Here is a 9,104-nt window from a genome sequence, read left to right on the forward strand (position 1 = left end):
CGGGGCGGCGATCGGACGGGCGATCTCGGCTCTTGCGGTGTGCCGCGAGAAGATCGATGCACGCAAAGCCAGGCGGCAGCGGCTGATTGCAACCGAAGCCTGCCGCGCCGCCAGCAATGCCGACGAGTTTTGTGACAGGGTCGCGCACGCCACCGGCATCCGGCTCGAGATCATCGGCCGCGAAACCGAAGCGCGGCTCGCCGCGACCGGCTGCTCGCCGCTACTCGATCCGAACGGCCGCGGTGCGATCCTGTTCGATATCGGCGGCGGCTCCAGCGAGTTGGTGCGGATTGCCCGCGATCCGGATCGGCCCGACGTTCCGCCGCGAATTCAGGCCTGGATGTCGGTGCCGCTCGGCGTCGTCACGCTGGCCGAAGCGTTCGGTGGCAAGGTGGTGACGCCGGAGACCTACACGTCGATGGTCGCCGAGGTCGCCAAGCACGTTGCGCCATTCGCCGCCCAGCATGGCGGCGATCTCGACCGGATGCACCTGCTCGGCACCTCGGGCACGGTGACGACGCTGGCCGGTTTGTATCTCGACCTGATCCGCTACGACCGGCGGCGGGTCGATGGCATCTGGATGAGCGACGCCGAACTCAGCGCCACGGTCGAGAAGCTGCGCAGCATGAGTTATCACGACCGCGCCCATAACCATTGCATCGGCAATGAGCGGGCTGATCTGGTGCTGGCCGGCTGCGCCATCCTCGATGCGGTCCGCGCGGCGTTCCCGCTGCCGCGGCTGCGCGTCGCCGATCGCGGTCTACGCGAGGGCATGCTGGTCGAAATGATGCGCGAAGACGGCGTGCTCGGGCCGGTGTAGTTCGCGCGAGGACGCAGCTGGCGGTTCAGACGGTGGTGAGCGCGCCGGCGATCAGCGATAGCGACACCAGCGCCAGCCATAGCGACGCGATCCGCTGCGTCAGCCTGAGGCGGCCGTCGCCGCCAGCGCCGATCTGCGTCATGGTGCCGGCAAAGCCCCACAGCAGCGCCACCGCGAAGACCATCAGGCAGAACATCATCAGCCTGGCGGCAAAGTCGGGTTCGCTCGGCGCAGGCAGCAGCACCAGGGCGAAGATCAGCGCCTTCGGGTTCAGCAACGTCGTCAGATAGACCCGCCGCGCCGTGATGGCGCCGGTCGCGCCGGACGGATTCAGGTGCCACAGCCGCACCGCCAGCAGCATCACCCAGGCCGCCGCGGGGACCTTCACGATCAGAGCTGCGGCCGGCAGCTCCGCCATCAGGTCGGCGCCGAGATAGGCGAGGGGCAGGATCGCCGTCAGGTAGCCGAGCAGCTCGGCCGGCAGCAGCCGCGCGACGCGGCCGAGCCCGCCCTGCGCCCCGGCGACGCCGATCAGGGTGTTGGTCGGCCCCGGGGCCAGCAGCAGCGCCAGAACGGCGGAGGCGAAAGCGGCAAACGACATGATCCCAGCCTGTTGGACCTCCGGGAGGTATTCTTTGCGGCCATCGATGTCTTGATCTTGATCATGCCGCAAGATCTTGATCATGCTGCAAGCTTCGAAACGCCGCGGCATCCTGGCACGCATCCGCGATGGCGGCCGGATGGCGCCGGTTCCGCACTGGTTTTTCCGGGCCCGTCTGGTAAGCAGCGGCCTTATCCCTCGATCGTAAGCGAAGCCATGGCCAAGGACACCACCGGACGAATGCGCGTCACCGTCAAAAGCGGCGGGCGGATGAAGCTGTCGTCCAAGCTGTGGCTGGAGCGCCAGCTCAATGACCCTTACGTGGCGCAGGCCAAGCGCGACGGCTACCGCTCGCGTGCCGCCTACAAGCTGACCGAGATCGACGACAAGTTTCGGCTGCTCAAGCCCGGCATGGCGGTGGTCGACCTCGGCGCCGCACCCGGCGGTTGGAGCCAGGTTGCGGCCAAGAAGGTCGGGGCCGCCGACGGCCGCGGTAAGGTGGTGGCGATCGACTTGTTGGAGATGGGCGAGGTCCCAGGGGTCACCTTCGCGCAGCTCGATTTTCTCGATCCCTCGGCGCCGGACCGGTTGCGCGAAATGCTTGGCGGCGGCGCCGATCTGGTGATGAGCGACATGGCCGCCAACACCACCGGCCATCGCAAGACCGACCAGCTCCGCATCGTCGGCCTGGTCGAGACCGCGGCGATGTTCGCGGCCGAAGTGTTGAAGCCGGGCGGGGCGTTTCTCGCCAAGGTGTTTCAGAGCGGCGCCGATGCAGCGCTGATGGCCGAGCTGAAGCGCGACTATGCCAGCGTGAAGCACGTCAAGCCGGCGGCGAGCCGCAAAGACTCGTCTGAGCGCTACCTGCTGGCGACCGGCTTTCGTGGCGGTGCGGCGCGTGACGCAACGGCGAGCGGCGAACTGGAGTGACGCCGTCTGTTCGGCATCTTGCTGCACGAAAGTGCAACTTAGTCGCGCTTTAAACCAGCGAATTCATCTGGTTAATTGTTGGTAAAGGTAGCTTTCTACAGAGCACTTCCTCGTAGTTCCCATAGGCTTAGCGGCATCCATCGGGCGAATCGGGGGGACCAATGGAGATTCCTACGCCGATGTGCAGAGCCTGCGGTGTTGATCGGGAGCTGATCGAGATCGAGCACGCCAACGCATCGTTCGATGTGCCGCATTATCGCTGCCCGATCTGCAACGACGTGCTGCGGCTGGCCATCCGCCAGGACGACGGTGCCCAGTCCGGTGGCGACCGTTTCGGCTGATCGACAGAACCTTATTTAGCCGAACCGCTGGTCGCGGGCGTCCTGGGTCTGTTCGGATGCGGCCTTGGTCGCCGCTTTGGCGCCAGCCTTCTTGCTCGAAATCTCGATCGCCTTGCGCCCCGAAATCTCGTGGCCGGCATCGCTCGGCATTTGCCAGAAGAACAGCGCTGACAGCGCAGCCGGTACCGCCACCACGATAAAGGCGGGGGCGAAGTCGGCCGCGCCGAGCGTGGTGACGCCGCGCAGCGCCATCGTCGCTTCCACCGAGAACGCGCCGACTGCGACACCCGCCGATAGCGCAAGCTGCTGGCCGACGCTGAGCAGGGTGGTGGCGCGGCTCATCTGGGCCTGTTCGACCTCGGCATATGCGACGGTGTTGATCGAGGTGAACTGCAGCGATCGGAAGAAGCCGCCGACCACCAGGATGATCATGATCAGCAGCAGCGGCGTGCCCGGCGCGAACAGCGCGCAGGCGGCGAGAAACACCGAGCTGACCACGGCGTTCACCGTCATGATGTTGCGGAACCCGAAGGCGCGGATGATCCGCGCCGCCAGCGTCTTCATCCCGATCGCGCCGGCCGCGGAGGCGAAGGTGACGAGGCCGGATTGAAACGGCGACAGCCCGAAGCCGATCTGCATCAGCAGCGGCAGCAGGAACGGCAGTGCGCCGATGCCGAGCCGAAACAGAAAGCCGCCGATCAGGCTGGAGCGCAGCGTCGTCAGGCGCAGTAGCGAGAAATCCAGCACCGGCGCCGGCACTCTGCGGGCGTGGAACACGTACAGCGTCATCGCGGTTGCGCCGACGCCGATCAGCCCGACCACCACGCTCCAGTGCAGCAGGCCGAGGCCGGCGACCGACAGGCCGAAGGCGATACCGGCGACGCCGATGCCGGCGAGGACCAGGCCCGTCAGATCGAACCGCTCTGGGCGTTCGCCCTGGATAGGATCGATGAAACGCTGCGCCATCGCGATCCCGATCAGCCCGATCGGGATGTTGATCAGGAAGATCCAGTGCCAGGAGAAGTAGGTGGTGATGAAGCCGCCGAGCGGTGGCCCGATCACCGGCCCGATCAGCGCCGGTACCGTCACCCAGGCCATCGCCCCGACCAGCGCGCTCTTTTCGATCGAGCGCAGCAGCACCAACCGGCCAACAGGAGTCATCATCGCTCCCCCGATCCCCTGGATGATGCGGGCAATGACGAAGTGATGGATCGAGCTCGACAGCGCGCAGCCGATCGAGCCGACCATGAACACCGCGATCGCGATCGAGAACACCGTGCGCGCGCCGAACCGGTCCGCAGTCCAGCCCGACGCCGGAATGAACACCGCCAGCGACAGCAGATACGAGGTGATCGCCAGCTTCAGCGTCAGCGGCGAAGTGCCGATGTCGGCGGCGATCGCCGGCAGCGAAGTCGCGATGACGGTCGCGTCCATGTTCTCCATGAACAGCGCGGCAGCCACGATCAGCGGAATAACTCGATCTTTGTTCATCGGAGATTTCGATCAGAGGAGGGCGCCCGGGCTGTAGCACCGTGTCGCGGCCCCGGCTATTGCGGAGCTTGCGCGGTTACCTAAATCCTCCGTGACCGGCACAGCTTCCTTATGGCGGAAATCGCTTTCGGATGTGCTTGCGGTGATGAAGATGAGCGGCGCCTCGATCGGTTCCGCGACGGAGACTGGCCGATGATCTATCTGCTCGCTGCGTTCCTGCCGCCGCTCGGCTTGTTGTTCAACGGCCAGCCGCTGTCGGCGGTGTTCAACCTCGTGCTGCTGGTGGTGTGCGTCGTGCTCGGACTGATCTTCCATCCGCTGCTGGTGATTCCGTCGCTGCACGCGCTGATTGCCGTGCGGATGGAGCGCGAAAAGCGGATGCACCGCGAGGTCGTCGAGGCGATCCGCGAACATGGTCTGCCGCCGGCCTACCGGCGCTGACCGGGGCCTTCATGCAGAGGTGATCTGCGGCGGGATTCGTCCAAAAAACATCCGACGACCGAGCTTTTTGGTGCCCGGCCAAGGCGGCTGGTGTTGTCGTGGCCGCCGATGCCGCCGCGAAATCCCTGGAATCGCGGTGATTTCCGGCCAGCATGGCTTGTTGAGGGATGCTTGGGGAGCGGGGCGGGGCTGTCAGCCTTGCCCCTTTGATTCGTCATATCCCCATGCTATCGACCACCGCCAACCCTACCGACGGGCTCGATTCGACGGCGCCGCCCCCAGTGGCGCCGAACGTGCCTCCCGTCCCCGCAAAATCGAGCGCGGCCTTCGGCGCCGCTGAACGGAGTTGGCCATGGCGTCAGTGAGCGCATCCCCGCAATTTATCGAAGCTCTCACCTTCGACGACGTGCTGCTGAAGCCGGGCCTGTCGGACGTGCTGCCGTCCGAGGTCGACATCCGTTCGCGCATCACCCGTGCGATCCCGCTGAACATTCCGATCATCGCCTCGGCGATGGACACCGTCACCGAAGCGCGGATGGCGATCGCGATGGCGCAGGCCGGCGGCCTCGGCGTGATCCATCGCAACTTCGATCCCGAAGGGCAGGCTGCGCAGGTCCGTCAGGTCAAGAAGTTCGAATCCGGCATGGTGGTGAACCCGCTCACCATTAGCCCGGATGCCAAGCTGGCGGATGCGCTGGCGCTGATGAATCAGTACGGCTTCTCCGGCATTCCGGTGGTCACCGGCGCGCAGGGCCACGGCCCCGGCAAGCTCGTCGGCATCCTCACCAATCGCGACGTGCGCTTCGCCACCGATCCGGCGCAGAAGGTCTCGGAGCTGATGACGCACGAAAACCTCGTCACCGTGCGCGAGGGCGTCAGCCAGGGCGAGGCCAAGAAGCTGCTGCATCAGCATCGCATCGAGAAGTTGCTGGTGGTCGATGATCAGTATCGCTGTGTCGGCCTGATCACCGTCAAGGATATGGAGAAGGCGGTCGCGCATCCTCTCGCCAGCAAAGACGCGCAGGGTCGCCTTCGCGTCGCCGCCGCCACCACGGTCGGCGAGGGTGGTTATGAGCGCACCGAGCGGCTGATCGAAGCCGGCGTTGACGTTGTTGTCGTTGACACCGCGCACGGCCATTCGGCCCGCGTGCTCGACGCTGTCACCCGCATCAAGCGGATCTCCAACGAGGTTCAGGTGATCGCCGGCAATATCGCCACCCGCGACGGCGCCCAGGCGCTGATCGACTCCGGCGCCGACGCCGTGAAGGTCGGCATCGGCCCGGGTTCGATCTGCACCACCCGCATCGTCGCCGGCGTCGGCGTGCCGCAGCTCACCGCGATCATGGATGCGGTACAGGCCTGCAAGAAGGCGGACGTGCCGGTGATCGCCGACGGCGGCATCAAGTACTCGGGCGACCTCGCCAAGGCGCTCGCCGCTGGCGCGGACATCGCCATGGTCGGCTCGCTGCTCGCAGGCACCGACGAGACTCCCGGTGAAGTGTTCCTGTGGCAGGGCCGCTCCTACAAGGCGTATCGCGGCATGGGCTCGGTTGGCGCGATGGCGCGCGGTTCGGCCGACCGTTACTTCCAGCAGGACATCAAGGACACGCTGAAGCTGGTGCCGGAAGGCATCGAGGGGCAGGTGCCGTACAAGGGCCCGGTCGGCAACGTCGTGCATCAGCTCGCCGGCGGCCTGCGCGCTGCGATGGGCTATGTCGGCGCCAAGGACCTTGGCGAATTCCACACCAAGGCCGAGTTCGTCCGCATCACCGGCGCGGGCCTGCGCGAAAGCCACGTCCACGACGTCACGATCACCCGCGAGAGCCCGAACTATCCGGGCGGGGTGTGAGGCGGCTGGCTTAAGTAACGACCCCTCCACCGTAATAACGACCTCTTCACAGTCATTCCGGGGCGCGCGTGACCCCGGAATCTGGAGATTGTTGCAGTCTCTGCGGTGCTCCGACACGCGAGATTCCGGGTTCGCTCGCTGACGCGAGCGCCCCGGAATGACGATGAAGGCTGCCTGCACGGCTGCCCAGTTGGCGAATGCGGTGGGGTCGCTTACAGTCGCGGCCCTGACGACAACGAACATCAAAAAAGGAAACGAAATGTCCAAGGGTCAGCGTATCGTGCTCGCGTCGCGTCCGGTCGGCGAGCCGACGCCGCAGAATTTCCGCCTCGAAGAGTTCGACGTTCCTGCGTCTGGCGAGGGGCAGGTACTGCTGCGCACGATCTGGCTGTCGCTCGATCCTTACATGCGCGGCCGCATGAGTGATGGTCCGTCCTACGCGCAGCCGGTGCCGGTTGGGGGCGTGATGGAGGGCGGCACGGTCTGCGAAGTGATCGATAGCAAGAGCCCGGCCTTTGCCAAGGGTGACATCGTGCTGGCGCATTCGGGCTGGGCGACGCATGCGGTCGCCGATGCCAAGCCGCTGCGCAAGATCGATCCGTCGCTTGGCCCGATCTCGACCGCGGTCGGGGTGCTCGGCATGCCGGGGATGACCGCCTACACCGGGCTGCTCGACATCGGCCAGCCGAAGGAAGGCGAGACTGTCGTGGTCGCGGCGGCCTCGGGCGCGGTCGGCTCTGCCGTGGGCCAGATCGCCAAGGTGAAGGGCGCACGCGCGATCGGCATCGCCGGCGGCAAGGATAAGTGCGACTACGTCAAGCAGGAGCTCGGCTTCGACGACTGCCTCGATCACCGTGATCCCGATCTCGCCGCGAAGCTGAAGGCGGCGTGTCCGAACGGCATCGACGTGTACTTCGAGAACGTCGGCGGCGAAGTGTTCGAAGCGGTGTTTCCGCTGTTCAACGCCTTCGCCCGCATGCCGGTGTGTGGACTGATCGCGCAGTACAATGCGTTCGAAACCCCGCCGACGCCGAAATGGGCGACCGCCTTGATGCGCCACGTGCTGACCAAGCGGCTCACCATCCGCGGCTTCATCGTCAGCGATTTCGCCGGCCGGCGTCAGGAGTTTCTGCGCGAGATGGCCGGCTGGGTGCGGGATGGCAAGGTCAAGTATCGCGAGCACGTCACCGACGGGCTGCAAAACGCACCGGAGGCGTTCATGGGCCTGCTCAAGGGCGCCAATTTCGGTAAGCAGCTGGTCCGTGTCGGGCCGGAGCGGGCCTGATCGCAGGCGCCGCAGCGGAGCCCCGGCATGGCCGGGACTCTGCGTTGCGGTGGTTCGATTGTCATCGGCGGGGGCGGCGGCTATAGCGGGAGCCTGAAAGCGTCGGACCGATACCGCCCTTGAGCGTATCGTCCTGTTGTGACGCCGCTCGGCGCGTTGCGCGCCCTGACCCTGATTGAAAGCTCCGCATGACCCCCGCCGCACGGCTGTCCGCAGCCATCGACCTGATTGCCACCATCGACAGCCAGCGCATTCCCGCGGCCAAGGCGCTGAAGGAATGGGGGACCGCGCATCGCTACGCTGGCTCCGGCGACCGATCGGCGATCGCCGGGCTGGTGTGGGACGTGTTGCGCCGACGGGCGTCGAGCGCGTTCATCATGGATTCCGATACCGCCCGGGCGCGGGTGCTGGGCATGCTGAAGCTGGAGCGCGGCATGACGGCGGAGGCGATCGCGGCGCTGTGCGACGGTAGCCGGTTCGCGCCGGAGCCGCTGAGCGATGCCGAACACGCCGCGCTGTCGACGCGGACGCTGGACGGCGCGCCGCCGCATATCGCCGGCGACTATCCGGAATGGCTCGACGGCGCGCTCGCCGAGATGTTCGGCGAGGCCCGCGTCGCCGAAGCGGCGGCGATGGCCAGCCGGGCGCCGCTCGACCTGCGCGTCAACACCCTGAAAGCCTCGCGCGACAAGGTGCTGGCCTCGCTGGCGCATCTGCGCGCCAAGCCAGCGCCTTGGTCGCCGTGGGGGCTGCGGATCGAACTACCGGCCGATGCCCGCAATCCCGGCGTCCAGGCCGAACCGGATTTCATCAAGGGCGCGGTCGAGGTCCAGGACGAGGGCTCGCAGCTTGCCGCGCTGTTTTCCGCCGCCAAACCCGGCGAGCAGGTGATCGACCTGTGTGCCGGGGCCGGCGGCAAGACCCTGGCGCTGGCTGCGATGATGCAGGGCAAGGGCCGGCTGATCGCCACCGACGCCGACAAGCGCCAGCTCGCTCCGATCCACGAGCGGCTGTCGCGCGCCGGCGTCCACAACGCCGAGGTGAGGGCGCCGAAGGGCGACGCCGATCCGCTGGCCGACATCAAGGGCAGCGCCGATCTGGTGCTGGTCGACGCGCCGTGCAGCGGCACCGGCACCTGGCGCCGCAACCCCGACGCCAAATGGCGGATGCGCCCCGGCGCGCTGGAGATCCGGCTCAAGGACCAGGCCGAGGTGCTGGCGCGCGCCGCGCGCCTGGTGAAGCCGGGCGGGCGGATCGCCTATGTCACCTGTTCGGTGCTGGCGCCCGAAAATACCTGCCAGATCCAGGCCTTCACCGCTGCCCATCCGGAGTTCGCGGTGGTGCCG

9 protein-coding genes are annotated in these 9,104 nt (G+C 66.8%); 7 read left to right on the top strand and 2 right to left on the bottom strand.

Annotated elements, in window-relative coordinates; genetic code table 11:
• A partial coding sequence (locus DYI24_RS14775) for a Ppx/GppA phosphatase family protein (RefSeq protein ID WP_164572820.1) occupies positions 1-820 on the top strand: 820 nt, incomplete at its 5' end.
• A 25-nt stretch (positions 821-845) separates the two neighbouring features.
• Here the strand turns inward: DYI24_RS14775 and DYI24_RS14780 are convergent.
• Positions 846-1,421, bottom strand: coding sequence for a hypothetical protein (locus tag DYI24_RS14780; protein WP_164572821.1), 576 nt, complete (start codon positions 1,419-1,421; stop codon positions 846-848).
• A 216-nt stretch (positions 1,422-1,637) separates the two neighbouring features.
• Between DYI24_RS14780 and DYI24_RS14785 the strand changes: the two genes are divergently transcribed.
• A complete protein-coding gene (locus tag DYI24_RS14785; protein WP_164572822.1) occupies positions 1,638-2,351 on the top strand; it encodes an RlmE family RNA methyltransferase in 714 nt (237 codons plus the stop codon).
• 161 nt (positions 2,352-2,512) lie between these two features.
• The gene (locus DYI24_RS14790) at positions 2,513-2,692 is read left to right on the top strand and encodes a hypothetical protein (RefSeq protein ID WP_164572823.1); all 180 of its coding nucleotides are present in this window, start codon (positions 2,513-2,515) and stop codon (positions 2,690-2,692) included.
• 15 nt (positions 2,693-2,707) lie between these two features.
• Here the strand turns inward: DYI24_RS14790 and DYI24_RS14795 are convergent, their stop codons facing one another.
• Positions 2,708-4,183 carry an MFS transporter gene (locus tag DYI24_RS14795; RefSeq protein ID WP_164572824.1) on the bottom strand — a complete coding sequence of 492 codons (1,476 nt, stop codon included), beginning with the start codon at positions 4,181-4,183 and terminating at the stop codon, positions 2,708-2,710.
• 192 nt (positions 4,184-4,375) lie between these two features.
• Here DYI24_RS14795 and DYI24_RS14800 point away from each other — a divergent pair, with 192 nt between their 5' ends.
• From DYI24_RS14800 to DYI24_RS14815, 4 genes are all read left to right on the top strand, one after another.
• Positions 4,376-4,624, top strand: coding sequence for a hypothetical protein (locus tag DYI24_RS14800; RefSeq protein WP_164572825.1), 249 nt, complete (start codon positions 4,376-4,378; stop codon positions 4,622-4,624).
• A gap of 352 nt (positions 4,625-4,976) precedes the next feature.
• Positions 4,977-6,473 (top strand): IMP dehydrogenase, encoded by a 1,497-nt coding sequence (guaB, locus tag DYI24_RS14805; RefSeq protein ID WP_107344158.1) that lies wholly within the window; start codon positions 4,977-4,979, stop codon positions 6,471-6,473.
• A gap of 259 nt (positions 6,474-6,732) precedes the next feature.
• Positions 6,733-7,758, top strand: coding sequence for an NADPH-dependent curcumin/dihydrocurcumin reductase (gene curA / locus DYI24_RS14810; protein ID WP_164572826.1), 1,026 nt, complete (start codon positions 6,733-6,735; stop codon positions 7,756-7,758).
• A 188-nt stretch (positions 7,759-7,946) separates the two neighbouring features.
• Positions 7,947-9,104, top strand: a 1,158-nt coding sequence (locus tag DYI24_RS14815) for an RsmB/NOP family class I SAM-dependent RNA methyltransferase (protein ID WP_164572827.1), incomplete at its 3' end; no start/stop codon positions are given.

The sequence above is a fragment of the Rhodopseudomonas sp. BR0C11 genome (assembly GCF_010820945.1).
Taxonomy (GTDB): Bacteria; Pseudomonadota; Alphaproteobacteria; order Rhizobiales; family Xanthobacteraceae; genus Rhodopseudomonas; species Rhodopseudomonas palustris_H.

Excerpts from the sequence above, each read along its gene's own strand:
- DYI24_RS14780 (WP_164572821.1), bottom strand. The coding sequence starts at position 1,421 with ATGTCGTTTGCCGCTTTCGCCTCCGCCGTTCTGGCGCTGCTGCTGGCC.
- DYI24_RS14785 (WP_164572822.1), top strand. The coding sequence starts at position 1,638 with ATGGCCAAGGACACCACCGGACGAATGCGCGTCACCGTCAAAAGCGGC.
- DYI24_RS14790 (WP_164572823.1), top strand. The coding sequence starts at position 2,513 with ATGGAGATTCCTACGCCGATGTGCAGAGCCTGCGGTGTTGATCGGGAG.
- DYI24_RS14795 (WP_164572824.1), bottom strand. The coding sequence starts at position 4,183 with ATGAACAAAGATCGAGTTATTCCGCTGATCGTGGCTGCCGCGCTGTTC.
- DYI24_RS14800 (WP_164572825.1), top strand. The coding sequence starts at position 4,376 with ATGATCTATCTGCTCGCTGCGTTCCTGCCGCCGCTCGGCTTGTTGTTC.
- guaB (WP_107344158.1), top strand. The coding sequence starts at position 4,977 with ATGGCGTCAGTGAGCGCATCCCCGCAATTTATCGAAGCTCTCACCTTC.
- curA (WP_164572826.1), top strand. The coding sequence starts at position 6,733 with ATGTCCAAGGGTCAGCGTATCGTGCTCGCGTCGCGTCCGGTCGGCGAG.